We start from the raw sequence: 25,256 nt of genomic DNA on the forward strand, positions 1-25,256 counted from the left end.
TGTGCGGAAGTTTTGCTAATATAGCACCGAACTTTATAAAAATAGCTGGATTTTGAATAATAAAGAATTTACTTCAGAATTGTCACGAAGATTGGGATATACCATAAAGGACACATCTGAACTGATTGCGTCTTTGCTGTCGGATATGACGCAACAGTTGCAAGAAGGAAATGCCATTTCTGTACAAAGTTTCGGTACGTTCGAGGTAAAGAAGAAAGCGGAGCGTATCACTATCAATCCTACAACCAAATTACGCATGTTGGTTCCACCTAAATTAGTATTAACATACAGACCCAGCACGGCTCTGAAAGATAAGTTTAAGTAATCCTCTTTTACTCAAGTAATCTTCCATAAATATGAATGAGAAGCTGAATATACAGAATTTAATAGAATTGCTCGCAGAAAAACATGGCATGGATAAGGCGGATGCCGAGAGCTTTGTGAAAGAGTTTTTTCAGCTGATTGAAGAATCGCTGGAGAATGATAAGTATGTAAAGATTAGAGGCTTGGGTACATTTAAACTGATTGATGTAGAGAGCCGTGAGAGCGTAAATATAAATACAGGGGAACGATTTGAAATACAGGGGCATACAAAAGTTTCATTTGCTCCGGAACCTGCCTTGAAGGACTTGATAAACAAGCCTTTTTCTCACTTTGAGACTGTGGTATTGAATGATGAAACCGTGTTAGAAGATACACCGGTGGAGGATAATTCTGAAGAGGAGGAAAAAGAAGAGGTGTTTGTGGAGGCAGAAATGTCTGTCGTTAATAAAGAAGTGGCAGACGTTGTTTCAGAGGAAACTATAGAGACCGTAGAAGAATCAATAGAAGTATCAGCTGAAACTGTAGAGGAGTCTGTGGAAGTGGTAGAAGTACCAACTGAGATCATTGAGGAAACAGCTGAAATTGTTAAAGAAGAATCTGTAGTAGTAGTTGAGGAACACATTCAGGTAGTTGAAGAAGGAATAGAAACTACAGAACAACCTGTTCGGGAAGAAGAAATTCAGGTTGATCAGACGGAACCCGTCATTCAGATTGAAGAGCCAGAACAGTTTGTAGAGGCACCTGTCATTCTATCTGGAGAAGTGAAACAGCCTGTAACGGAGGTAATTACTCCGGTGAATGTATGTGTAGAAGAACCTCTGACAGAACAAAAGGATCAAGAAGATTTGGTGCCTACTTATGAAGTTCCTGGACCTCCATCACCTCCTGTGAATAAAGCAGATAGTTCTACGATGAAGTTTTTCATTGGAATCGTAGTACTTGTTGTGTTATTATGTGTAGGTGCTGTTACTTTTATGTATTATCCGGATTTATTTGACAGAATTTCTCCACCGCCAACAGAGAAAGTTGCTGATGAAAAGGTGGAGAAGCCGGCCGCTCCGGTCGCTCGGACGGATAGTGTTATTCGGAAAGATTCCGCAACTATGGTTGCGAAGAAAGATGCTGTGGCAGAAGTTGTTACTCCTAAAGTTGTTGAAGAACCGAAGCCGGTTGTAAAACAGAAGACTCCTGCTACAGCTCCTAAAAAAGAGACAAAGAAAGCTGCTGCTACTCCTTTTGAGCCAGACTCTGTAAATTATAAGATTGTAGGTACGAAAGCTACCTATACTATCCAGGAAGGAGAAACTCTGACAAAGGTTGCACTTCGCTTTTACGGAACTAAGGCCCTGTGGCCCTATATTGTGAAGTATAATTCGGGTGTTATAAAGAATCCCGATCATGTGCCGTATGGTACTGTAATCAAGATACCGGAGCTCGAAAAGAAATGAAAGAAAATATTGCACCCCTGCAAGTTGATAATACTTCACTTGCAGGGGTGATTTGCTATTTATTCCTGTCTGCGAATTTGAAATTCTTTTCAGAAACTATTGTTAACTACTAAACTCTATGAAAGTAGTTTAATCTAATTGTTTTTTAATAAAAATTAGTTGGTATGGTTAATTTATTCCTGTACTTTTGGGAGCGAAAAAAATAATTACCAGTAGCATACTGGAGAAATCAATGGAATTTAAACAATAAAAATAATAGTATCTATGGCTGAAACAATTGATATCCGCGAACTGAACGAGCGGATTGAAAGACAAAGTTCTTTTGTTACCAACCTTACTGCTGGTATGGACCAGATCATCGTAGGACAAAAACATCTGGTAGAGTCATTGTTAATCGGTTTGCTGTCCGATGGACACGTATTATTAGAAGGTGTGCCCGGTTTGGCAAAGACATTGGCGATTAAGACGCTTGCCTCATTGATCGATGCACAATACAGTCGTGTACAGTTTACTCCCGATTTGCTGCCTGCTGACGTTATCGGTACAATGGTTTACAGTCAGAAAGACGAAACGTTCCAAGTAAAGAAAGGACCTGTTTTTGCCAACTTCGTTTTGGCAGATGAAATTAACCGTGCTCCGGCCAAGGTACAGAGTGCTTTGCTGGAAGCGATGCAGGAACGTCAGGTAACTATTGGTACGGAAACATTCCCGTTGCCCGAACCTTTCCTTGTACTTGCTACACAGAATCCTATTGAGCAGGAAGGTACTTATCCGCTGCCTGAAGCACAGGTGGACCGTTTCATGCTGAAAGTGGTTATCGACTATCCGAAGATGGAAGAAGAAAAAATGATTATCCGCCAGAATATCAATGGCGATAAATTCAATGTGAAGCCTATTCTGAAAGCTCAGGAGATTATTGAAGCACGTAAAGTTGTTCGTCAGGTATATCTGGATGAGAAGATTGAACGCTACATTGTTGATATTGTATTTGCTACCCGTTATCCGGAGAAATATGATCTGAAGGAACTGAAAGATATGATTGGTTTCGGTGGTTCTCCCCGTGCCTCTATCAATCTGGCATTGGCTGCCCGTACTTATGCTTTCATCAAACGTCGTGGTTACGTGATTCCTGAAGATGTTCGTGCTGTGGCTCATGACGTATTGCGTCATCGTATCGGATTGACTTACGAAGCAGAGGCCAGCAACCTGACTTCTGACGAGATTATCAGCAAAATACTGAATAAGGTTGAAGTACCTTAATTAAGTAAGCATTTTTAAAAAGGTCTTCCGAGACCTGTTAATAAATGATGTGAACGTTTTTAAAGAATCTTGTCAACGTTTTAAAAAAACGTTGCCGGTATTTATTAACGGAATTATTTAACGATATAGATGGAAACAAGTGAACTGTTAAAAAAAGTCCGTCAGATTGAAATCAAGACGCGCGGATTATCCAACAATATCTTTGCTGGCCAGTATCATTCGGCCTTCAAGGGTAGGGGTATGGCATTTTCCGAGGTGCGCGAATATCAGTTTGGCGATGACATACGCGACATTGACTGGAACGTGACCGCTCGCTTCAATAAGCCTTACGTGAAGGTGTTCGAAGAAGAGCGCGAGTTGACCGTTATGTTGCTGGTGGATGTTTCCGGTAGTTTGGAATTCGGTACGGTGAAACAGATGAAAAAGGATATGGTGACGGAAATAGCTGCAACTTTGGCTTTTTCGGCTATACAAAACAACGATAAAATCGGGGTTATCTTTTTCTCTGACCGGATAGAGAAATTCATTCCGCCTAAGAAAGGGCGTAAGCATATCTTATATATTATTCGCGAACTGATTGACTTTAAAGCGGAGAGTCGGAAAACTGACATCCGGCTCGGACTGGAATATCTGACAAATGTAATGAAGCGTCGTTGTACAGCCTTCCTGTTATCCGATTTCATTGATCAGGGGAACTTTAAGAATGCAATGACTATCGCCAACCGGAAACATGATATGGTGGCTATCCAGGTGTATGACCGCAGGGTAGAGGAACTGCCGGCTATCGGTTTGATGAAAATAAAGGATGCTGAGACCGGACATGAGCAGTGGATTGATACTTCGTCGCGTGCTGTTCGTCGTGCTCATCACGACTGGTGGGTGAATAAACAGGTGGAACTGAGCGAAACATTCACTAAGAGCAATGTCGATAATGTGTCGGTACGCACCGATCAAGACTATGTCAAAGCATTGATGAATTTGTTTGCGAAACGAAATTAATCGGAAAAATGAAAAGATATCTATTTCTGATAACCCTATTGGGGATGTTGACTAGCAAGGCAGTGGCTCAGTCGGTAACAGTGGATGCTACCATTGACTCTCTGCAAATTTATATCGGTGACCAGGCGAAGATTAAACTTCAGGTAGCCTTGGATGCCGATAAACGGGCTATTTTCCCTGTTTATACGGATACACTGGTAAGTGGTGTGGAGATTATAGATGTTGCAAAGCCAGATACGCAGTATATAAATGATGATAAACGAATGCTGATTACGCAGGAGTATACTGTTACATCATTCGACTCGGCATTGTATTATCTGCCACCGATGGAAGTATTGGTGGATAATAAGGCATATCGTTCGAAGGCATTGGCACTGAAGGTATATTCGATGAATGTGCCATTGGATCCTGAGAATCCAGAACAGTTTTTTGGTCCGAAGACAGTAATGCAGCCTCCTTTTGTGTGGGAAGACTGGTATGGGATTATTACCTGTGGCATATTGCTTATTCCGATTGCGTTATTACTTATCTATCTGATCATGCGTATCTGTGACAATAAACCTATCATCCGTAAGGTAAAGGTTGAACCGAAGTTACCTCCGCATCAGATGGCGATGAAAGAAATAGAGCGTATCAAAGGGGAAAAAGTATGGCAAAAGGGACAGTCGAAGGAGTATTACACGGAATTGACAGATACTTTGCGTACGTATATTAAAGAGCGTTTTGGTTTCAATGCCTTGGAAATGACCTCTTCGGAGATTATAGAAAAGCTGCTTGAAATGCAAGATAAAGAAGCTATTGCAGATTTACGTTCTCTTTTTGAGACTGCCGATTTGGTGAAGTTTGCTAAGCATAATCCGTTGATGAACGAAAATGATGCGAATCTGATCAATGCCATTGAATTTATCAATGAAACCAAGGAGAAAGAAGTGGAGAATGCAAAACCGCAACCCACTGAAATTACCATCATTGAGAAACGTTCATTGCGTACTAAAATATTGCTGGGCATAGGCATCGTAGTTTTATCGGTTGCCTTGATTGGTTCGTTCGTTTATATTGGAATGCAGTTATACAATTATTTTGCATGATAGCAGAATTTAAGGGTAACTCCAATCTTAAATTGTAAATTGTTAAATAGTAAATACAATGGTTTTTGCCAATATTGAATATTTGTTTTTGCTGCTGTTGCTTATACCTTATATAGTATGGTATATCATGAGGCGGAGGAATAATGAAGCTACACTTCAGATTTCGGATGCTCGTGTATATGCTCATACGCCGAAGAGCTATAAGAACTATTTGTTGCATGTGCCTTTTATGTTACGGATTATTGCCTTGGCATTGATTATCGTAGTGTTGGCGCGTCCTCAAACTACTAATAGCTGGCAAAACAGTGAAATTGAAGGTATAGATATTATGATGGCCATTGACGTATCTACCAGTATGCTGGCAGAGGACTTGAAACCGAATCGTCTGGAAGCAGCTAAAGATGTGGCTGCGGAGTTTATCAATGGTCGGCCCAATGATAATATCGGTATAACTTTATTTGCCGGTGAAAGTTTTACGCAATGTCCGTTGACAGTGGATCATGCAGTGCTTCTGAATCTGTTTCAAGGCATTAAGTGTGGTATTATTGAAGATGGAACAGCAGTCGGTATGGGTATTGCTAATGCGGTTACTCGCTTGAAAGATAGTAAAGCGAAGTCTAAAGTAATCATTCTGTTGACGGATGGTACAAATAATAAAGGAGATATATCTCCGCTGACTGCGGCAGAAATAGCTAAGAGTTTTGGTATCCGGGTTTATACAATTGGTGTAGGTACGAACGGAATGGCTCCGTATCCTTATCCGGTGGGTAACACTGTGCAGTATGTCAATATGCCGGTGGAGATTGATGAAAAGACACTGACGCAGATTGCGGCTACCACAGAAGGTAATTATTTCCGTGCCACCAGTAATTCTAAGCTGAAAGAGGTATATGAGGAGATTGATAAGTTGGAGAAAACCAAGTTGAATGTGAAGGAATACAGCAAGCGCCAGGAAGAATACCGTTGGTTTGCTTTGGCGGCATTCTTGTGCGTGTTACTTGAAGTATTGCTTCGTAATTCTATCTTGAAGAAGATACCTTAAAACAATGCATTAATTGTAAATTACTAAATTGTACATAGAAAGATGTTTCGATTTGAAGAACCTACATATTTATACCTGTTGCTTCTGTTGCCTTTCTTGGCGGCTTTCTACCTGTACTCCAATTATCGGAGACGGAAAGCGATCCGCAAGTTTGGCGACCCGGTGCTAATGGCACAGTTGATGCCGGATGTATCTAAATATCGTCCGGATGTGAAGTTTTGGCTGGTGTTTGCTGCAATCGGACTGTTTGCTGTATTGCTGGCACGTCCGCAGTTTGGCTCTAAGTTGGAGACTGTGAAGCGTCAGGGAGTAGAGGTAATGATTGCGTTGGATATTTCTAACTCTATGTTGGCACAAGATGTACAACCCAGTCGTCTGGAGAAGGCCAAGAGACTGGTAGCACAATTGGTTGACAAGATGGAGAATGATAAGGTAGGTATGATTGTGTTTGCCGGTGATGCCTTTACACAGTTGCCTATTACAAGCGATTATATTTCTGCCAAGATGTTTTTGGAATCTATTAATCCGTCGTTGATATCCAAGCAGGGTACGGCTATCGGTGCAGCTATTAATCTGGCTACCCGCAGTTTTACACCCCAGGAAGGAGTAGGGCGTGCCGTCATCGTTATTACTGACGGTGAAAACCATGAAGGCGGAGCTGTGGAAGCTGCCAAGGCTGCTGCAGATAAAGGTATTCAAGTCAGTGTTCTGGGGGTGGGTATGCCTGATGGTGCACCTATTCCCGTAGAAGGAACCAATGATTTCCGCCGTGACCGTGACGGAAATGTGGTTGTAACCCGCTTGAATGAGCAGATGTGTCAGGAAATAGCTCAGGCAGGAGATGGGATTTATGTGCGTGTAGACAATTCAAATGCTGCGCAAAAGGCAATTGCTCAAGAAATTAATAAAATGGCGAAAGCGGATGTGGAAACACAGGTTTATACAGAGTTCAACGAACAATTCCAGGCTGTTGCATGGATTATATTGTTACTGTTGTTGGCTGAAATGCTGATTTTGGAACGTAAAAACCCATTATTCCGTAATATCCATCTGTTTAAAAAGGAAGAAAGGTATGATGATGAGAAATAGGACTATCGGAATAATCTTGCTGCTACTGACGGCTATTTCAGTTTCTGCACAGAAAGCGGAACGCGACTATATTCGTAAGGGAAACCGTGCTTATAAAGATAGTACGTATGTAAATGCTGAAGTGAATTATCGGAAAGCTATTGATGTGAATCCGAAGTCAACGATATCCATGTATAATCTGGGTAATACGCTTATGCAACAGAATAAGTTGCAGGAGGCTATGGAGCAGTTTGTTGCTGCCACAAAAATGGAGAAAGATAAGGGTAATCTTGCTCAAATCTATCATAATATGGGAGTAATATTCCACTCCGGTAAGGATTATGCCAAAGCTGTGGAAGCATACAAAGAGTCGCTACGTAATAATCCGAAAGATAACGAGACGCGTTATAACTTGGCTTTGGCTCAGAAAATGCTGAAAGATCAGGAACAGAATCAGCAGAATCAAGATCAAAACCAAGATCAGAATCAGGATAAAAAGGATCAGGAAAAAGAACAAGATAAAGACAAAAAAGACCAAAATCAACAAGATCAGCAGAATCAGGATCAACAGCAGCAACCTCCTCAGCCACAAGAAAATCAGATGTCAAAGGAAAATGCTGAACAACTTTTGAAGTCGGTGATGCAGGATGAGAAAGATGTACAGGATAAGGTGAAGAAACAGCAAGTTATCCAAGGTGGTCGTTTGGAAAAGGATTGGTAAATAATAAAAGATACGATAATATATGAGAAAATTAATTTTCTTATGGATAGCACTGGTAGTAGTCAGTCTGCAAGCTTTGGCTAATGACAAGGTGTCATTTACCGCATCAGCTCCTGATGCTGTAGCGGTGGGTGACCAGTTCAGACTGGCATATACAGTGACTACACAGAAGGTGAGAGATTTCCGTGCTCCCTCTATTAAGGGATTTGACGTACTGATGGGACCCAGTCGCTCTCAGCAAAGTAGTATGCAAATAGTTAATGGGGTATCGACCTCAACCAGCAGTAATACTTTCACTTATATACTGATGGCTACTGCTGAAGGTAGTTTCACAATTCCAGGAGCTACAATTACAGCAGATGGTAATCAGATGGTTTCTAATTCTGTGCAGATCAAGGTTCTGCCAGCAGATCAGGCCGGAGCAACTTCTTCAGGCGGAGGTAATGGTAGCCAGCAGGGCAATACCAGCCGTGCTTCTTCAGGAGCTTCTGTTTCCAATCAGGACCTCTTTATTTTGCCTACTATTAGTAAGACCAATGTGTATGAACAAGAAGCATTCTTGCTGACTTATAAAATTTATACTCTGGTTGACCTCCGCGGCTTTGACAATGTGAAACTTCCTGATTTTAAGGGATTTCATTCACAGGAAGTAGAACTTCCGGGTGATAGAAAATGGAGCTTGGAACATTATAAGGGACGGAATTATCAAACTACTGTTTACCGGCAATTTGTGCTGTTTCCGCAGCAGTCTGGTAATTTGACTATTGATCCGGCACGTTTTGATGCTTCTATTGCTAAAGCTACTCATGTATCTGATCCGTTTGAAGCTTTCTTTAATGGTGGCAGTAACTACATTGAGGTCAAAAAGACATTGATGACACCGAAACTAACTGTAGATGTAAAACCCTTACCAGGCGATAAACCTGCTGATTTTTCCGGTGGAGTGGGAGAGTTTAGCATTTCTTCTTCCATTAATAGTACTAATGTAAAGACAAACGATGCTGTAACTGTTAAACTCGTCATTTCCGGTACAGGCAATTTGAAGTTAATCGGTGATCCTGAGGTGAAATTCCCAGATGACTTCGAGGTATATGACCCTAAAGTTGATAATAAATTCAGGCTGACAAGTGCAGGACTTTCGGGTAGTAAGGTTATTGAATATCTGGCTATTCCACGCAATGCCGGAACATTTAAAATACCAGCGGTGAAATTCAGCTATTTCGATATCAAATCCCGTACTTATAAGATATTGACTACCGAAGAGTATGAATTGCATGTAGAGAAAGGTGAAGGAAATGCAGCGCAAACTATTGCTAACTTTACGAATAAAGAGGATTTGAAAGTCTTGAATGAGGATATTCGCTTCATCAAGCAAAATGATGTGACGCTTTCTCAAACGGGAGACTTCTTCTTTGACTCTATGTTGTACTGGTTGCTCTATTTAGTACCTAGCGTTGCGTTTATCATTTTCTTTGTCATTTACCGTAAGCAGATAGCTGCTAATGCTAACGTTGCGAAAATGCGTACGAAAAAGGCAAATAAGGTTGCTGTTAAACGTATGAAGTTAGCTGGTAAGTTGTTAGCTGAGAATAAAAAAGATGTTTTCTATGACGAAGTATTGAAGGCTCTTTGGGGATATATAAGCGATAAATTGAATATTCCGGTTTCTCGACTTTCAAAAGATAATATTGAAGAGGAACTTCGTAAATATGGAGTGGAGGATGCTTTGATTAAAGAATTCCTGACTGCATTGAATGATTGTGAGTTTGCTCGTTTTGCTCCTGGCGATGATAACCAGGCTATGGATAAAGTCTATTCGGCTTCATTAGCAGTAATAAGTAAAATGGAGAATTCGATTAAACATTAATTAGGAGGTTATATGATGAAAAAAATATTGTTTTTTACTTTTGTTGGCCTGTTAATGGCATTGACCTCTTTTGGACAGACTGCATCGGATACATTACAACAAGCGAATGATTCGGTAACAATAGGTTCACACACTGAATTTTCAGCTGCTGCGCAAGCGAACAGTGTGACAAAAGCAGAAGGAGATAGCGCATATGTGAAGAATGATTATGCCTCTGCTATTCAGATATATGAAGCTCTGCTGAAAGAAGGAGAAGCGGCTGAGGTATACTATAACTTAGGAAATAGCTACTATAAGGCTGATGATATAGCAAAAGCCATTTTAAATTATGAGCGTGCACTTTTAATACAGCCAGGCAATGCTGATATTCGGGCTAATTTGGAGATTGCTCGTGCAAAAACAATTGATAAAGTGATTCCCGTACCCGAGGTTTTCTTTGTATCTTGGACGAAATCATTGATTAATTGTTTGAGTGTGGATGCTTGGGCAAAGGTAGGCGTTGTTTGTTTCTTTTTGTTGCTTGCATCTCTTTACTTCTTCTTCTTTTCCAAGCAAATCGTGTGGAAGAAAATAGGATTTATTGCAGGGATAGTATTTCTGGTGTTAGTTATATTAGCGAATGTCTTTGCTTTTCAACAAAAAAATGAGCTATTGAATCGTAACAATGCTATCGTACTAACTCCAAGTGTAACAGTACGTAGTACTCCGAGTGAAAGTGGCACCAGTTTGTTCATATTGCATGAGGGACGGAAGGTTGAAATTAAAGATAACTCCATGCGTGAATGGAAAGAAATCCGCTTAGAGGATGGTAAAGTAGGATGGGTACCTGCGGCATCTGTTGAAGTTATCTGATTGATAGATATAATTCTTTCATAATAAGATAGTTAATAATAAAAAGAAGCCTGTTGAAAGGGAAAATACAAATCTCCTTTTGACAGGCTTCTTTATTTTTATAAAAAAGACACTGAAATAGTTTGTTTTATCTTTTTTTTTCCTTAAGTTTATAGCGTGATAAGTGAAACTCACAGAGTTATTAACCATTAAATTTATAAATATGAGAACAATAACATTTAATGAACTTCGCAGAATTAAAGATTCATTACCTACTGGTAGTATGCATAGAATAGCCGATGAGCTCGGATTGAACGTTGATACGGTTAGAAACTTTTTTGGCGGTCACAATTTTAAAGAGGGTAAGAGTGTTGGGATACATTTAGAACCTGGTCCGGATGGTGGGTTGGTTATGTTGGATGATACTACCGTCCTTGATAGAGCTCTAAAAATTCTAGATGAAATGAATGCCAGTGCTGAGCCTGTTCGAGCTTAAGAAAAGAAAGTTATAAATGAATCCCAATTGATAGACAAACAATTGGGATTTCTTATTTGTTTATAAAGTAAAAACAGTTGATTATGGAAGACAAATTAGTAACCTTAGCTATTCTGACTTATGCAAAAGCTCAGATATTGAAGAATGTGCTTGAGAATGAAGGTATTGAAACCTATATTCATAATGTAAATCAAATACAACCTGTAGTGTCTTCAGGGGTGCGCTTACGTATAAAAGAAAGCGATCTACCGCGTGCATTGAAGATAACTGAGAGCTCTGCTTGGCTTTCTGAAGAGGTAGTGGGAGGGAAGTCACCCAAAGTAGAAAAGGAGAGTAACAAGGTCTTAATTCCTGTAGACTTTTCTAATTATTCAATGAAGGCATGTGAGTTTGGTTTTAATTTTGCTCAGAATATGGGAGCGGAAGTTGTGCTGCTTCATGTTTACTTTACACCAATCTATACCACATCATTACCTTATGGAGATGTTTTTAATTATCAGCTTACAGATGATGAAAATGTAAAAAACATATTACAAAGAGTTCATGCAGACTTAAACTCTTTATCTGACAAGGTAAAAGCAAAAGTAGCTTCAGGAGAATTTCCGAATGTAAAATATAATTGTGTGTTGCGTGAAGGTATTCCAGAAGAGGAAATTCTTCGTTATTCGAAGGAATATCGACCACGTATTGTTATTATGGGGACTCGTGGTAAAAATCAGAAAGATATAGATTTAATTGGTAGTGTAACTGCTGAGGTAATTGAGCGAAGCCGTGTACCAGTTTTAGCCATTCCCGAGAATACTCCATTTAAACAGTTTGCAGAAGCTAAACGTATTGCATTTATCACCAATTTTGATCAACGGGATTTAATCGCATTTGATTCTTTGATTGCTGCTTTAAAGCCATTTCATTTTTCTGTATCTTTGATTCATTTGTCAGATGTTAAGGACACTTGGAATGAAATTAAATTAGGTGGTATTAAGGAATACTTTCAAAAGCAGTATCCGGACCTGGAAATTCATTATGATGTTGTGATGAATGATGATTTCTTGAACAGCTTAGATAATTACATAAAAACTAATCATATTGATATAATTACGTTGACTACTTATAAACGGAATATATTCTCTCGCTTATTTAATCCAGGTATTGCTCGGAAGATGATTTTTCATTCTGATACACCGTTGTTAGTTATTTATGGACGCCCAAGCTAAAATAAATAGCGCAATTATTTTAGATTAATATCAGCATTATGTTTAATATATAATACTAATATTCTTTTTACAAAATTAAAGCCACCTTCTTGAATCTTACCCATAAAAATAAACCCTAAAAGTAAAACTTTTAGGGTTCGCTTCAAAAAAATCTATTTTTGAGACAGCTGCTTTTTAAGTTTATACTTTACATCAGCTTTTCAATTTCTTCAAATTCTGGTCCCATATCTAAATTATAATATACTCTGTAAAGACCATTCAACCATAAATCCTTTTGGTCAGGTTTTAATTCTCTTGCTTTTTCATAGCAAGGTTTTGCATTTTCATAAAAAGCTTTCAAGGTAATCTGATCTTCTTTATATTTAGGATCATTAACGTCAGTAGTAGCTTTTTCTGAGAAGTCTTGAGCCTGGAGACAGTAGATCAGTCCTAAATTGGAATAAGCTTCTGCATAAGTAGGATCTACTTCAATTGTCTTTTTGTAGTATTCAATAGCCTTATCATAATCCTTCATATTATGGTAAAGATATCCTTTTACATACAGATAGAATGTATTATTGGGGTCTTTAGCTAACATTTCATCGGCGAATTGCATGGCTTCATCGTATTTATTGTTATTGCTATAATAATCAATTAAATGACCGAAGAAGAATGAATGTTGAGGATATTTTTGCAAACCTTCTTTCAATGAAGCAATCCACTTAACAGTATCGCCTTGGGCTTTTAAAGCTGTAGAGATGAACTCCATAGCATACTGACCTACTTCTTTGTCGTTCTGTGCATAAGGAGCATATTTCAGAACACTGGGATAATCCTCCATCTTTGCTGCTGCCAAGCTTGCATAATAAGCAATCTGAGCTAAGAGTGTATCTGTCTGCAAGAAGTTTTCCTTTTCAAACATCGGATTCTGAGCAATTTCAATATAAGTTCCAAAGAAATCTAATGCTTCTTTGTTCTTCTCTAAGTTATAATATTGAATACCGCCATTGATCAAGTTTGGGCGTTCTGCTACAATAGCAGCAGCATTGGGTTTTCTGTACTTGTTCTTGATTTTTCCCTTTTCATTTGGAACTTGTGCGAGTTCATCGCACTTAAGGTAGTATTTGCACATATTCAATGCACTATTATATACCTTAAGAGTATCATAAGGTTTTCTTAAATAGGCATTTTCCATCTGTTTTTCATTAATCCTTTTCTGAATAAAACCTGCTACATCCCAAGTATCGGCATTATCCTTTGTTTCAGGATTAGTCAAGGCTTGATTGATGAGCAGCTCGGCCTTATTAAAGTCCGGATTCACTTCATTTGCAATGCTTTTAGCTTCTTTCACAGTCTTTTCTTGAGCGAAAGTGAAGCCTGCAGCGAGCAATAAAATCACTGAAAATAATACTCTTTTCATGATAGTTGTAAAATTAAAATTAATATTATGTCTATTCTTCATCTTCATTATTGACTTTATTATCAGAGTTATAGTCTTCCTCCTCTCCTTCTACCTCATTTATAGTGGGAATCGGAGAATTTTCATCATCAACAGGAATCTCATCTTCCATGCTTTCTGATGTAACTTTACATACTGAACCAATCTCATCGTTTCTCTTTTCAAGATTGATCAGACGAACACCCTGGGTAGCACGCCCCATAATACGGACATCAGCAACTTTCAGACGAATGGTGATACCAGATTTATTGATAATCATCAGGTCATTATCATCTGTTACAGACTTGATTGTTACCAATTTACCGGTTTTATCGGTGATATTCATTGTCTTAACACCCTTGCCACCACGATTAGTCTTACGGTAGTCTTCGATATCAGAACGTTTACCATAACCTTGTTCAGAAACGACCATAATGGTTTCAGCTTCAATATCTTTAATACAAATCATTCCTACTACTTCATCTTGTCCGTCTTCGTCAAGCGTCATACCACGTACACCGGTTGCAGTACGTCCCATAACGCGTACAGCACTTTCGTGGAAGCGAATAGCACGTCCATTACGATTGGCAATGATGATTTCATTGTCACCATTAGTCATACGTACTTCGATAACGCGGTCGTCCTCACGGATAGTAATAGCGTTTACACCATTCTGGCGAGGGCGGGAATACTGTTCAAGTAATGTCTTTTTAATAACACCATTCTTGGTACAGAATAAGACATAATGACTGTTGATGAAGTCTGTGTCAGAAAGGTTCTTCACACGCAGATATGCATTTACAGCATCGTCTGAATCAATATTCAGCAAGTTTTGGATGGCACGTCCCTTGGAATTCTTGGTGCCTTCAGGGATTTCATATACTTTGAGCCAATAGCACTTACCCTTTTGAGTAAAGAACATCATGGTATTGTGCATGGTTGCCGGATATATGTGTTCAATGAAGTCTGCATCGCGGGTATCTGTGCCCTTAGAGCCTACTCCACCACGGTTTTGAGCACGGAACTCACTCAATGGAGTACGTTTAATATAGCCCATATGAGAAATGGTGATAATCATTTCGTCATCTGCATAGAAATCCTCTGGATTGAATTCTTCAGATGAATAAACAATTTCAGAACGACGTTCATCTCCGTATTTTGCTTTTACTTCAATTAATTCATCAGTAATAACTTTGCGGCAAAGTTCGTCATTCGACAGAATTTCTTCGTAATAAGCAATCAGCTTCATTACTTCTTCATATTCAGCGTGGAGCTGATCCTGCATCAGACCGGTCAATTGGCGCAAACGCATTTCTACGATGGCACGAGACTGAATTTCAGTTAATTGGAATCGTTCTATCAAGCCGGAAATAGCGTCATTAGGTGTCTTTGCTGCACGGATGATACGGATTACTTCATCGATATTATCTGATGCTATGATTAAGCCTTCCAATATATGAGCGCGTTCTTTAGCCTTACGTAAGTCATATTGAGTACGACGGATAACCACCTCATGGCGATGTTCTACGAAGTACTTAATCATGTCTTTCAGATTCAGCAAATGAGGACGCCCATGTACCAATGCTACGTTGTTCACACTAAAAGAAGTCTGTAACAACGTCATCTTATAGAGCTTATTCAAGACTACGCTGGCGTTGGCATCACGTTTGATATCAATCACGATACGCATACCTTCACGGTCAGACTCGTCATTGGCATTGGAGATACCTTCTATCTTCTTATCATTGGCTAAATCGGCGATATTCTTGATCAGTTCCGCCTTATTGACACCATACGGGATTTCCGTGATGACTATTTTGTCATGTGTAGAACTGGTTTCAATTTCTGCTTTTGCACGCATGATAACGCGACCGCGACCAGTAAGATATGCCTCGCGTACGCCACTCATACCATATATATATCCTCCTGTTGGGAAATCGGGAGCTTTCACATAGTTCATCAACTCCTCTATCTCAATATCGTTGTTCTCGATGTATGCAATGCAAGCATCAATAACCTCTGAAAGGTTGTGGGTCGGCATATTGGTTGCCATACCTACAGCAATACCAGATGCACCGTTTACCAAAAGGTTTGGGATACGGGTAGGCATAACGGTAGGCTCCTGCAAAGAATCGTCGAAGTTACTCTGCATATCAACGGTTTCTTTGTCGAGGTCTTGCATCATATCTTCACCGATCTTGCGCAAGCGACACTCGGTGTAACGCATAGCTGCTGCGCTATCGCCGTCTACCGAACCATAGTTACCCTGGCCATCTACCACCATGTAACGCATTGCCCAAGGCTGTGCCATACGAACTAATGCACCGTAAACGGAAGAGTCACCATGCGGGTGATACTTACCCAATACTTCACCTACAACTCTGGCTGATTTTTTATAAGGTTTATCAGACGTATTTCCCAGTCCCATCATTCCGAAGAGAATTCTGCGGTGGACAGGCTTAAAACCATCTCTAACATCTGGAAGGGCACGCGAAACGATGACCGACATGGAGTAGTCAATGTACGATGACTTCATTTCCTCCTCGATGTTAATCTTTATAATTCTGTCTTGTTCAAGCATTTAAAAAGATTATTAATTATACATACTTTGGTTCATGAAAAACCACGCTAAAGTACTGCTTTTTTACGATATACAAAAGTTTTCGCCCATAAACTTTATTTCAGAACCATTCTCTCACCTACTTTGTTCTTATAATATATAAATAAGGTGTTAATAAGGAGCTTTTTCCCAAGAATGAAAGCACTTTAGTATAATACTGGTGAACGGATATTAAACTGTGGCACGTGTTTTGTATATAAATAATAAATAAAACGATAGAATACGTACTGGAAATTATAAATGCGTATCTTTGTATTAAGTAACACCTTAGAATAAGGAAGGAGAATATTAAGTATGAATAATCAGTTTTCACAAAGAGTTTCTGACATTATCACTTACAGCAAGGAGGAAGCTAACCGGCTGAAGAATAGATATATCGGTCCGGAGCATCTTCTACTTGGCATGTTGCGAGACGGCGGAGGGAAAGCTATAGAAATATTGCAGAAACTGGATATAGACCTAAACAGAGTTAAGAAACGTCTGGAAGGTTTTTTAAAAGAGATTGAAGATGATAACTTGTTGCCTGATGCAGACATTCCATTGTCTCCTATGGCAGCTAAGATATTGAAAATGTGTATACTCGAGGCTCGTCTGCTGAAGAGCGCCACTGCTGATACTGAACATGTATTGCTGGCTATCTTGAAAGACGGTAATAATTTGGCCGCTACGGTATTGGAAGAAAATAATATAGATTATAAGTCAGTGTTTGAACAGCTTTCTATGAAAGCCAGCCCTAACGCAGGTATGGGATTTACGGAAGATGATGACGAGGAAGAAGATGAAATGAATATGTCTTCACGTTCTTCTCAAAGTGGTAGTTCACAGTCTTCTACGCAAACAGCGTCTAAGAAACCATCCAATGATACTCCGGTATTGGATAACTTTGGTATGGATATGACCCGGGCTGCGGAAGAAGGTAGACTGGATCCTGTGGTAGGTCGTGAACGTGAAATCGAGCGGTTGGCTCAGATTTTGAGCCGTCGTAAGAAGAATAATCCGGTATTGATAGGTGAACCTGGTGTAGGTAAATCAGCTATTGTAGAGGGATTAGCATTACGTATTGTTCAGAAGAAAGTATCCCGTATTCTGTTTGATAAACGTGTGGTAATGCTTGATATGGCTTCTGTAGTAGCCGGAACCAAGTATCGCGGCCAGTTTGAGGAACGTATTCGTTCTATCATTAATGAGTTACAGAAGAATCCGAACGTAATTCTGTTTATTGACGAGATTCACACGATTGTGGGTGCCGGAGCAGCTGCCGGTTCTATGGATGCTGCCAATATGCTGAAACCTGCATTGGCACGTGGTGAAATACAATGTATAGGCGCCACTACCCTTGATGAATACCGGAAGAATATAGAAAAAGACGGTGCCTTGGAACGCCGTTTCCAGAAAGTGATTGTTGAACCGACCACTGCCGAGGAAACGCTCCAGATATTGAAGAATATCAAAGAGAAGTACGAAGACCATCATAATGTGACTTATACGGATGAAGCGCTGGAAGCATGTGTCAAGTTGACAGACCGCTACATTACTGACCGTAATTTCCCGGATAAGGCTATTGATGCTTTGGACGAAGCCGGTTCGCGCGTCCATCTGACAAACATTACTGTTCCGAAAGAGATTGAAGAACAGGAGAAACTGATCGAAGAAGCCCGTCAACAAAAGGCGGATGCGGTGAAATCGCAGAATTTCGAACTTGCTGCCAGCTTCCGTGATCATGAGAAAGAGTTTTCTGCTCGTCTGGAAGAGATGAAGGCTGAATGGGAAGCTCGCTTAAAAGATGACCGTCAGATAGTTGGTGAGGAAGAAATTGCGAATGTGGTTTCTATGATGTCCGGTGTGCCCGTACAGCGTATGGCACAGGCTGAAGGTATCAAGTTGGCAGGTATGAAAGAAGAGCTGCAAGCTAAAGTTATAGCTCAGGACCCGGCTATTGAAAAGGTGACGAAAGCTATTCTGCGTAGTCGTGTAGGATTGAAAGATCCTAACCGTCCTATCGGAACATTCTTGTTCCTGGGGCCTACGGGTGTAGGTAAAACTCACTTGGCGAAACAATTGGCGAAATATATGTTTGGTTCTGCCGATGCGCTGATACGTGTGGATATGAGTGAATATATGGAGAAGTTTACCGTTTCTCGCCTTGTTGGTGCACCTCCGGGATACGTAGGATACGAAGAAGGCGGACAGTTGACAGAGAAAGTACGCCGTAAACCTTATTCTATCGTATTGTTGGACGAGATTGAGAAAGCCCACCCAGATGTATTCAACATCTTGTTACAACTGATGGATGAAGGTCGCCTGACTGACAGTTATGGCAGAACTGTAGATTTCAAGAATACAGTGGTTATCATGACTTCCAACATCGGTACACGTCAATTGAAAGACTTTGGTCGTGGTGTAGGTTTTGCCGCCCAGAATCGTACGGATGATAAAGAATATTCACGTGGCGTGATACAAAAGGCTTTGAATAAGTCGTTTGCCCCTGAGTTTCTGAATCGTGTCGACGAGATTATTACTTTCGACCAGCTTTCGCTGGATGCTATCGAAAAGATTATCGATATTGAGTTGAAAGGCTTGTATGAGCGCGTGGAATCTCTTGGATATAAGCTTGTTATTGATGCTAAGGCCAAGACATTCATGGCATCTAAAGGATATGATGTGCAGTTTGGTGCCCGTCCGTTGAAGCGTGCCATCCAGACTTATCTGGAAGATGGACTTTCGGAATTGATTATTTCTTCTGAATTGCAGACGGGCGATACGATTTCTGTCTCTTTGAACGAAGAAAAAGGAGAACTGGACATTAAGAAAGCATGAAAATAAAGTCTTCTTAGAAGATGATAAACAGTCAAAATGTCAGTCCTTATGGGCTGGCATTTTTTTTGCATTACACTTGCCAAACGATTAAATATATAAACTTAAAAATATAAATCATAAGTAGTATGCAAAAAGGAAATATTGGGGTAACTACCGAAAACATTTTCCCCGTTATCAAAAAGTTCTTGTATAGCGATCATGAAATTTTTCTCCGTGAATTGGTTTCTAATGCTGTAGATGCTACGCAGAAGTTGAAAACCTTAGCCTCTATTGGCGAGTTTAAAGGTGAGGTTGGCGATTTGACCGTACATGTGTCTTTAGGAAAAGATACAATTACTGTTTCAGATCGTGGTATTGGTTTGACTGCCGAAGAAATCGACAAATATATCAATCAGATTGCCTTTTCAGGTGCCAACGATTTCCTGGAGAAGTATAAGAATGATGCTAATGCGATTATTGGCCACTTCGGTTTGGGCTTTTATTCAGCTTTCATGGTGGCTAAGAAAGTGGAAATTATCACGAAATCTCATAAAGAAGGTGCTCAAGCAGTGAAATGGAGTTGCGATGGTAGTCCGGAATTCACCATTGAGAACATTGATAAAGCTGACCGTGGTACAGATATAGTACTTTACATTGACGATGAAAGTAAGGAATTCCTAGAAGAAGCCCGCATTTCTTCTTTGTTGAAGAAATATTGTAGTTTCCTTCCCATACCTATTGCTTTTGGCAAAAAGAAAGACTGGAAAGATGGGAAACAGGTTGAAACAGACGAAGATAACATCATCAATGATAGCAATCCGTTGTGGACATTGAAGCCCAGCGAACTGAAGGATGAAGATTATAAGAAGTTCTATCGTGACCTGTATCCGATGTCTGATGAACCTTTGTTCTGGATACATCTGAACGTAGATTATCCGTTCCATCTGACAGGTATCCTCTACTTCCCGAAAGTAAAGAGCAATATCGAATTGAATAAGAATAAGATACAGCTTTATAGCAACCAGGTATACGTTACGGATTCAGTAGAAGGTATCGTACCTGACTTTCTGACACTGTTGCATGGTGTGCTCGATTCTCCGGATATTCCGTTGAATGTATCCCGTTCTTATCTGCAGAGCGACTCTAACGTGAAGAAGATTTCGACATATATCACGAAGAAAGTATCTGATCGTCTGCAATCTATCTTTAAAAATGATCGCAAACAGTTCGAGGAAAAGTGGAATGACCTGAAGATTTTCATCAATTACGGAATGCTTACTCAGGAAGACTTCTATGACAGAGCAAAAGATTTTGCCCTTTTCACCGATACGGATGGTAAATGCTATACATTTGAAGAGTATCAGAAGCTGATCAAAGATAATCAGACTGATAAAGATGGCAATTTGATCTATTTGTATGCTAATCATAAAGATGAGCAATTCAGCTATATCGAGGCTGCTAAAAATAAGGGATACAATGTGTTGCTGATGGATGGTCAACTGGACATTGCTGTAGTAAGCATGTTGGAGCAAAAGTTTGAGAAATCTCGCTTTACCCGTGTAGATAGTGATGTTATCGATAATCTGATTATCAAAGAAGATAAGAAAGGTGAAACCCTGGAAGCAGGCAAACAAGAAGCTCTTTCTGCTGTGTTCAAGAGCCAGTTGCCTAAGCTGGAAAAGGTTGAGTTTAATATCACTGCGCAGGCTTTGGGTGAAAACTCTTCTCCTGTGATGATTACCCAAAGTGAATATATGCGCCGTATGAAAGAAATGGCTAATATTCAGGCGGGTATGAGTTTCTATGGAGAAATGCCCGATATGTTCAACCTGGTGTTGAATTCAGATCATAAATTGGTGAAAGAAGTTCTTGCAGACGAAGAAAAAGAATGCGACTCTGTTGTAGCTCCTATTCAGCAAGAAATGAATGACGTAGACAAACGTCGTAATGAGCTGAAAGATAAACAAAAAGGTAAGAAAGACGAAGAAATTTCTACTGCTGAAAAGGACGAAGTGAACGGATTGGATCAGAAGTGGGAAGAATTGAAAACAAAGAAAGACGAAGTATTTGCCGGATATGCAGCTAAAAATAAAGTTGTCCGCCAATTGATTGACCTGGCATTGCTGCAAAATGGCATGCTGAAAGGTGAAGCCTTGAATAACTTTGTGAAGAGAAGCATCGAGCTAATCTAAATACGCCCTTTATTCACAATCTATATGCCGGGAGCATTGCAACTTTTATAAGAGTTGTAATGCTCCTTTTTTCGTATATTTTGTGTGGGAACGCTTGTTTTTTAGCGTTGGATACGTCCAATTTCGAAACAATTGCATATATTTGAACTTTGATAATAATATATTTTTCAGCTCGGAACTTTGAAGTATGAAAAGAATTCTTTTGCTTTTATCGTTTTGTTTCTTGTTGCTGCCCATGTTGCATGCCCAAAAAGTTGGACTTGTATTGAGTGGCGGTGGTGCGAAAGGTATGACGCATATCGGCATCATTCGGGCTTTGGAAGAAAACAATATCCCTATCGATTATATTACCGGTACATCTATGGGAGCCATTATCGGTTCGTTGTATGCCATGGGATACTCTCCCGATGATATGGAGACTTTGCTGCGTTCAGAAGACTTTAAACGCTGGTATTCTGGAAAAGTAGAGCCTAAATACGCCTATTATTTTAAGAAAAGTATCCCTACGCCGGAATTTTTTAATATCCGCTTTGATTTTAAGGACTCCTTGAATGTCAAACCGCAATTGCCAACCAGTATGGTTAACCCCATCCAGATGAATTTGGTATTTGTGGAGCTGTTTGCCCGTGCTACGGCTGCTTGTGACGGTGATTTTGATAGGTTGTTTGTTCCTTTCCGCTGTATTGCTTCTGATGTATACAATAAACGGCAGATAGTGTTAGGGAAAGGTGACTTGGGAGATGCTGTCCGTGCTTCTATGAGTTTCCCATTTGTTTTTAAGCCTATTGAGATAGATAGCGTGTTGGCTTATGATGGTGGTATTTATAATAACTTTCCAACGGATGTAATGCGGGATGATTTTCATCCGGATATTATTATTGGTAGTGTGGTGGCCGCCAATCCATCCAAGCCTAAAGAAAATGACCTTATGAGTCAGATTGAGAACATGGTGATGCAGAAGACGGACTATTCTATTCCGGATTCTATCGGCATCCTCATGACATTCAAGTATGATGATGTGAACTTACTTGATTTCGACCGTCTTCAGGAACTCCATGATATAGGTTACAATCGCACTCTTAGCTTGATGGATTCTATAAAGGGGCGTATTCATCGTAGAGTGAATGCAGATAATGTGCGTTTACGCCGTCTGGTTTATCGCAGTAATCTGCCGCAGCTCTATTTCCAGAAAATTTATATTGATGGAGCTAACCCCCAGCAACAGGCTTATATTCAGAAGGAATTTCATGATGAAGAAGATGAACCATTTACCTACGAAGATCTGAAGCGTGGATATTTCCGTTTACTTGCGGACAACATGATATCGGAAATTATTCCGAAGGCGGTATTTAATGAGGAAACCGATATGTACGATTTGCATCTGAAAGTAAAGATGGAGGATAATTTCTCTGTCCGCTTGGGTGGTAGTGTGTCTACGACGAGTTCCAATCAGATATATCTGGGACTGGGCTATCAAAACTTAAATTATTATGCCAAAGAGTTTACGTTTGATGGTCAATTGGGTAAAGTTTATAATAATGCCCAACTGATGGCGCGTATAGATTTGCCTACTCATATTCCTACTTCATATCGGCTTATTGCATCTATTAGTACTTTTGATTATTACAAGAAAGAGAAACTGTTCTCTAAAAACGATAAGCCTTCCTTTAATTCAAAGGATGAACGATTTTTGAAGTTGATTATCGCTCTACCATTCTTAGCGAATAAACGGGCTGAATTTGGCTTTGGCATTGGAAAATTGCAAGATAACTATTTTCAGTCCAGTGTGATAAACTTTGAAGAAGACCGTTCGGACAGGAGTTTATACAGGCTTATAGGTGGTTCTATTAGTTTTTATGGAAGTACACTGAATTCTCGTCAATACGCTACAAAAGGGTATAACGAGAAATTAATAGCTCAGATTTTTACGGGAAAAGAAAGATATAAGTCTGGAAATCCGGTAGAACAGCCTGTTACACAGGAACGTCAATCATGGTTACAGATTTCTTATATGAAAGAAGCATATCATAGTATGGCGCCTAAATTTGTTTTGGGGTGGATGGCGGAAGCGCTGTATTCATCGAGGAACTTCTCGGAGAATTTTACAGCGACGATGATGCAGGCTGCAGAGTTTTCGCCGACTCCGCATAGTAAGCTGATGTATAATGAGGCTTTTCGTGCCAATCAGTTTTTGGCTGCCGGTATCAAGCCTATGTTTATTTTCAATGATATGTTTCATCTAAGAGGAGAATTTTATGGATTTATGCCTATTTTTCCTATCGAGAAGAATACGCAAAACAAAGCATTTTATGGAAAAGCTTTCTCAAAGGTAGAATATATGGGAGAAGTTTCTGTTATTTGCCAATTACCTTTTGGAGCGATCTCTGCTTATGTAAATCATTATAGCTCACCGAGAAGGGAGTGGAATGTGGGGCTGAGTATCGGCTGGCAACTGTTTAATTACCGTTTCATCGAATAATTTTCTTCAAAAAAAGTTTGTAGAATATTTGCAGTTTCGGAAAAAGTCCGTATCTTTGCACCCGTTAAACAAAAAGGCCGCGTAGCTCAACTGAATAGAGTAGCTGACTACGGATCAGCCGGTTACAGGTTTGAATCCTGTCGCGGTCACATATTTTTAACAGCAAGGTCGCGTAGCTCAACTGAATAGAGTAGCTGACTACGGATCAGCCGGTTACAGGTTTGAATCCTGTCGCGATCACGAAAAACCTCTGCAAATTACTTTGCAGAGGTTTTTTTATGATATACCACCGTAAGGTAACAGCTATATCAGGTCAGTCCGAAATAACCGCGTGCTTATGCAGATATAAGCATTAATTTCTTTTCTGAGACGAAAAAACATCCCCTGAGATGAAATCTATCTCAGGGGATGTTTTACAAAGAAGTATCTTCTTTTTTTTCTTAGCACTTAATGTTTAACTCATCCAAAATCTTCCGCATGGCTTCAAAAGTAGTAATCCTAGTAGGCACAAGCGGAAGGCGGAGTTTATTCTCAATCATTCCCATAACGTTCAACATTGCTTTTACGCCTGCCGGATTGCCATCCACAAAAAGAAGCTTGAATAACTCGGCAAATTTATGGTGGATAGTCAATGCATTTGCATAATCTCCTTGCAATGCCAGTCTTACCATGCGGCTAAATTCGCGTGGAAATGCATTTCCGATGACTGATATAATTCCAACAGCTCCCAAAGTAATCAAAGGGAAGGTAATGCCATCATCTCCCGAAATAACGTCAAAATTGGCCGGTTTATTCTTGATGATATCATCCATTTGAGTAATGTCACCGGAAGCTTCCTTGACAGCAATAACATTTTTGAAGTCATGGGCAATGCGCAGCGTAGTTTCTGCTTTCATATTTACACCGGTACGACCGGGGACATTATAGAGTACAATTGGGAGCTCTGTAGCCTCTGCAATTGCTTTATAATGTTGATAAATACCTTCTTGAGAGGGTTTATTATAATAGGGAACAACAGACAAAATGGCATCTACTCCGGTAAAATCGTCGTTTTGAAGCGTATCCACAATGGCACGCGTATTATTTCCACCAACACCGAGCAGGATAGGTATCCGACCATTTACGCGTTCGATGACCATTTTCTTGATTTTCTTTTTTTCTTCTTCCGTCAGTGTCGGAGTTTCTGCCGTGGTACCCAGCACACACAAAAAATCAGTATTGTTTTGAAGTTGATAGTCCACCAAACGTATCAATGCATCGTAATCAACGCTTTCATCCTCTTTAAAAGGAGTAATCAGCGCTACCCCCATTCCTTTCAATTTAGTCTGTATCATGAGTGAAATTTAAGTAATCTCTAATTAAATGACTCGCAAAAGTACGAATATTTTCGATTT

18 protein-coding genes and 2 tRNA genes are annotated in these 25,256 nt (G+C 39.8%); 17 read left to right on the plus strand and 3 right to left on the minus strand.

From position 1 onward, the window contains the following. Positions 1-52 precede the first annotated feature (52 nt). From VYM24_RS17430 to VYM24_RS17485, 12 genes are all read left to right on the plus strand, one after another. On the plus strand, positions 53-325 hold the full coding sequence (locus tag VYM24_RS17430; protein WP_007218570.1) for an HU family DNA-binding protein: 273 nt from the start codon (positions 53-55) through the stop codon (positions 323-325). Positions 326-356: 31 nt separating this feature from the next. Further along, on the plus strand, positions 357-1,772 hold the full coding sequence (locus VYM24_RS17435; protein ID WP_330940498.1) for an HU family DNA-binding protein: 1,416 nt from the start codon (positions 357-359) through the stop codon (positions 1,770-1,772). A gap of 264 nt (positions 1,773-2,036) precedes the next feature. Then, on the plus strand, positions 2,037-3,032 hold the full coding sequence (locus tag VYM24_RS17440) for an AAA family ATPase (protein WP_007218568.1): 996 nt from the start codon (positions 2,037-2,039) through the stop codon (positions 3,030-3,032). Positions 3,033-3,161: 129 nt separating this feature from the next. After that, entirely contained in the window at positions 3,162-4,031 is an 870-nt protein-coding gene (locus VYM24_RS17445) for a DUF58 domain-containing protein (protein ID WP_291551220.1), read from the plus strand. Between the two features lie 8 nt (positions 4,032-4,039). Continuing rightward, entirely contained in the window at positions 4,040-5,119 is a 1,080-nt protein-coding gene (locus tag VYM24_RS17450; RefSeq protein ID WP_330940499.1) for a hypothetical protein, read from the plus strand. 58 nt (positions 5,120-5,177) lie between these two features. Next, a complete protein-coding gene (locus tag VYM24_RS17455) occupies positions 5,178-6,161 on the plus strand; it encodes a vWA domain-containing protein (protein WP_007662474.1) in 984 nt (327 codons plus the stop codon). A gap of 42 nt (positions 6,162-6,203) precedes the next feature. Further along, complete coding sequence (locus tag VYM24_RS17460; protein WP_299091269.1) at positions 6,204-7,250, plus strand: VWA domain-containing protein; 1,047 nt, start codon at positions 6,204-6,206, stop codon at positions 7,248-7,250. Next, positions 7,234-7,950: a tetratricopeptide repeat protein gene (locus tag VYM24_RS17465; protein ID WP_291551227.1), complete on the plus strand. Its 717-nt coding sequence runs from the start codon at positions 7,234-7,236 to the stop codon at positions 7,948-7,950. Before VYM24_RS17460 ends, VYM24_RS17465 begins: the two co-directional genes overlap by 17 nt. Positions 7,951-7,972: 22 nt before the next feature. Next, positions 7,973-9,817, plus strand: coding sequence for a BatD family protein (locus tag VYM24_RS17470; protein ID WP_330940500.1), 1,845 nt, complete (start codon positions 7,973-7,975; stop codon positions 9,815-9,817). Between the two features lie 12 nt (positions 9,818-9,829). Continuing rightward, on the plus strand, positions 9,830-10,669 hold the full coding sequence (locus tag VYM24_RS17475; protein ID WP_291551230.1) for a tetratricopeptide repeat protein: 840 nt from the start codon (positions 9,830-9,832) through the stop codon (positions 10,667-10,669). A gap of 202 nt (positions 10,670-10,871) precedes the next feature. After that, positions 10,872-11,144, plus strand: coding sequence for a hypothetical protein (locus VYM24_RS17480; RefSeq protein WP_007218563.1), 273 nt, complete (start codon positions 10,872-10,874; stop codon positions 11,142-11,144). Between the two features lie 83 nt (positions 11,145-11,227). Beyond that, a complete protein-coding gene (locus VYM24_RS17485; RefSeq protein WP_299091281.1) occupies positions 11,228-12,358 on the plus strand; it encodes a universal stress protein in 1,131 nt (376 codons plus the stop codon). A gap of 187 nt (positions 12,359-12,545) precedes the next feature. Here VYM24_RS17485 and VYM24_RS17490 read toward each other — a convergent pair whose 3' ends face one another. Both VYM24_RS17490 and gyrA read right to left on the minus strand, forming a co-directional pair. Next, positions 12,546-13,757, minus strand: a complete 1,212-nt coding sequence (locus VYM24_RS17490; protein WP_330940501.1) for a tetratricopeptide repeat protein — start codon at positions 13,755-13,757, stop codon at positions 12,546-12,548. Positions 13,758-13,788: 31 nt separating this feature from the next. Beyond that, the gene (gene gyrA / locus VYM24_RS17495) at positions 13,789-16,356 is read right to left on the minus strand and encodes a DNA gyrase subunit A (protein WP_291551234.1); all 2,568 of its coding nucleotides are present in this window, start codon (positions 16,354-16,356) and stop codon (positions 13,789-13,791) included. 333 nt (positions 16,357-16,689) lie between these two features. On the opposite strand from gyrA, the gene VYM24_RS17500 reads away from it, so the two are divergent. The 5 genes from VYM24_RS17500 to VYM24_RS17520 all read left to right on the plus strand — a co-directional run bounded on the left by VYM24_RS17500 (position 16,690) and on the right by VYM24_RS17520 (position 24,102). Then, a complete protein-coding gene (locus VYM24_RS17500; protein WP_007218560.1) occupies positions 16,690-19,212 on the plus strand; it encodes an ATP-dependent Clp protease ATP-binding subunit in 2,523 nt (840 codons plus the stop codon). Between the two features lie 125 nt (positions 19,213-19,337). Next, entirely contained in the window at positions 19,338-21,383 is a 2,046-nt protein-coding gene (gene htpG, locus VYM24_RS17505; RefSeq protein WP_022393886.1) for a molecular chaperone HtpG, read from the plus strand. 187 nt (positions 21,384-21,570) lie between these two features. Next, positions 21,571-23,862 carry a patatin-like phospholipase family protein gene (locus VYM24_RS17510; RefSeq protein ID WP_330940502.1) on the plus strand — a complete coding sequence of 764 codons (2,292 nt, stop codon included), beginning with the start codon at positions 21,571-21,573 and terminating at the stop codon, positions 23,860-23,862. A 75-nt stretch (positions 23,863-23,937) separates the two neighbouring features. Beyond that, positions 23,938-24,011: transfer RNA gene (locus VYM24_RS17515), tRNA-Arg, on the plus strand. A 17-nt stretch (positions 24,012-24,028) separates the two neighbouring features. Next, positions 24,029-24,102: transfer RNA gene (locus VYM24_RS17520), tRNA-Arg, on the plus strand. Positions 24,103-24,302: 200 nt separating this feature from the next. Here VYM24_RS17520 and dapA read toward each other — a convergent pair. Further along, complete coding sequence (dapA, locus tag VYM24_RS17525; protein WP_291551239.1) at positions 24,303-25,196, minus strand: 4-hydroxy-tetrahydrodipicolinate synthase; 894 nt, start codon at positions 25,194-25,196, stop codon at positions 24,303-24,305. Positions 25,197-25,256: the final 60 nt, after the last annotated feature.

Origin of the sequence: Bacteroides sp. MSB163, assembly GCF_036416795.1 — a bacterium.
Taxonomy (GTDB): domain Bacteria; phylum Bacteroidota; class Bacteroidia; order Bacteroidales; family Bacteroidaceae; genus Bacteroides; species Bacteroides maternus.

Excerpts from the sequence above, each read along its gene's own strand:
- VYM24_RS17435 (WP_330940498.1), top strand. The coding sequence starts at position 357 with ATGAATGAGAAGCTGAATATACAGAATTTAATAGAATTGCTCGCAGAA.
- VYM24_RS17440 (WP_007218568.1), top strand. The coding sequence starts at position 2,037 with ATGGCTGAAACAATTGATATCCGCGAACTGAACGAGCGGATTGAAAGA.
- VYM24_RS17445 (WP_291551220.1), top strand. The coding sequence starts at position 3,162 with ATGGAAACAAGTGAACTGTTAAAAAAAGTCCGTCAGATTGAAATCAAG.
- VYM24_RS17450 (WP_330940499.1), top strand. The coding sequence starts at position 4,040 with ATGAAAAGATATCTATTTCTGATAACCCTATTGGGGATGTTGACTAGC.
- VYM24_RS17455 (WP_007662474.1), top strand. The coding sequence starts at position 5,178 with ATGGTTTTTGCCAATATTGAATATTTGTTTTTGCTGCTGTTGCTTATA.
- VYM24_RS17460 (WP_299091269.1), top strand. The coding sequence starts at position 6,204 with ATGTTTCGATTTGAAGAACCTACATATTTATACCTGTTGCTTCTGTTG.
- VYM24_RS17465 (WP_291551227.1), top strand. The coding sequence starts at position 7,234 with ATGATGATGAGAAATAGGACTATCGGAATAATCTTGCTGCTACTGACG.
- VYM24_RS17470 (WP_330940500.1), top strand. The coding sequence starts at position 7,973 with ATGAGAAAATTAATTTTCTTATGGATAGCACTGGTAGTAGTCAGTCTG.
- VYM24_RS17475 (WP_291551230.1), top strand. The coding sequence starts at position 9,830 with ATGATGAAAAAAATATTGTTTTTTACTTTTGTTGGCCTGTTAATGGCA.
- VYM24_RS17480 (WP_007218563.1), top strand. The coding sequence starts at position 10,872 with ATGAGAACAATAACATTTAATGAACTTCGCAGAATTAAAGATTCATTA.
- VYM24_RS17485 (WP_299091281.1), top strand. The coding sequence starts at position 11,228 with ATGGAAGACAAATTAGTAACCTTAGCTATTCTGACTTATGCAAAAGCT.
- VYM24_RS17490 (WP_330940501.1), bottom strand. The coding sequence starts at position 13,757 with ATGAAAAGAGTATTATTTTCAGTGATTTTATTGCTCGCTGCAGGCTTC.
- gyrA (WP_291551234.1), bottom strand. The coding sequence starts at position 16,356 with ATGCTTGAACAAGACAGAATTATAAAGATTAACATCGAGGAGGAAATG.
- VYM24_RS17500 (WP_007218560.1), top strand. The coding sequence starts at position 16,690 with ATGAATAATCAGTTTTCACAAAGAGTTTCTGACATTATCACTTACAGC.
- htpG (WP_022393886.1), top strand. The coding sequence starts at position 19,338 with ATGCAAAAAGGAAATATTGGGGTAACTACCGAAAACATTTTCCCCGTT.
- VYM24_RS17510 (WP_330940502.1), top strand. The coding sequence starts at position 21,571 with ATGAAAAGAATTCTTTTGCTTTTATCGTTTTGTTTCTTGTTGCTGCCC.
- dapA (WP_291551239.1), bottom strand. The coding sequence starts at position 25,196 with ATGATACAGACTAAATTGAAAGGAATGGGGGTAGCGCTGATTACTCCT.